The sequence below is a fragment of the Gordonia sp. DT30 genome (assembly GCF_049844915.1).
Lineage (GTDB): Bacteria > Actinomycetota > Actinomycetes > Mycobacteriales > Mycobacteriaceae > Gordonia.
Genome location: NZ_JBNCLY010000060.1, coordinates 1 through 927, shown reverse-complemented (window position 1 = coordinate 927; position 927 = coordinate 1). Strand labels below are relative to the sequence as shown.

At 64.5% G+C, this 927-nt stretch carries 1 protein-coding gene; it reads left to right on the top strand.

The features are described from left to right. Positions 1–20 precede the first annotated feature (20 nt). Positions 21–797, top strand: coding sequence for an IS21-like element helper ATPase IstB (istB, locus tag ACLQ3C_RS21425; RefSeq protein WP_425707110.1), 777 nt, complete (start codon positions 21–23; stop codon positions 795–797). Positions 798–927 lie beyond the last annotated feature (130 nt).

The following is a 927-nucleotide window of genomic DNA, read 5'->3' as shown; positions in this document are numbered from 1 at the left end:
GACAGACAGGAACCAGTCGCATGAACACCGTCCCCCCAGTCAGCGACCTACCCGCCGACGTCGAATCACTGATGCGGCAACTACGACTGCCACACGCCCGCGCGATCGCCGCCGAAGTCCTCGCCACCGCCCGCTCCCAACGATGGGATCCCACCGAAGTGATCAAAGCACTGCTCACCGAGGAATCCGCCGGCCGCGCCCGCTCGATGCTCGCCTCCCGCCGCAAAGCCGCCGGATTTCCCACCGGGAAGACCTTCGACGTCTGGGACGAGAACGCCTCATCGATTCCGCTACCCACCCAACACGCGCTGCGCACCCTCGAATGGGTACACCGCCACGAGAACCTGGTGGTCTGCGGCCCAGCCGGCACCGGCAAAACCTTCTTCCTCGAAGCACTCGGCCAGCAAGTCATCGAGGCCGGGATGCCGGTGGCCTGGTTCACCCTCGAACACATCGGAGTACTCGTCCGCGCCCACCGCGCCGACGACACCCTCAACAAAGCAGTCGCGAAAATCATTCGCGCCGAACTCATCGTCATCGACGACGTCGGCCTCCTCCCAGTCGGCGCGGACGCCGCCGAAGGCCTCTACCGCATCATCGAAGCCGCCTACGAACGCAAATCCGTCGCAGTCTCATCGAACCTGCACCCCAGCGGATTCGACGAACTCATGCCCAAAACACTGGCCACCGCCACCGTCGACCGGCTACTCCACCACGCCCACCTCTGCCAAACCAACGGCGATTCCGTCCGACTGGCCCAAGCCCTCAACGGAAAAGGAGTCCACGCCCTGACCTGACGCACAACGCACGACCAGTGGCGGACACACCACCATGGGCAGATTCGTGTCCGCCACCGGGCAGTTCTCAATGGCCACCCACGGGCAGTTCCCGTGTCCGCCAGTGGGCAGTTCCAGCTGTCCATTGACA

Excerpts from the sequence above, each read along its gene's own strand:
- istB (WP_425707110.1), top strand. The coding sequence starts at position 21 with ATGAACACCGTCCCCCCAGTCAGCGACCTACCCGCCGACGTCGAATCA.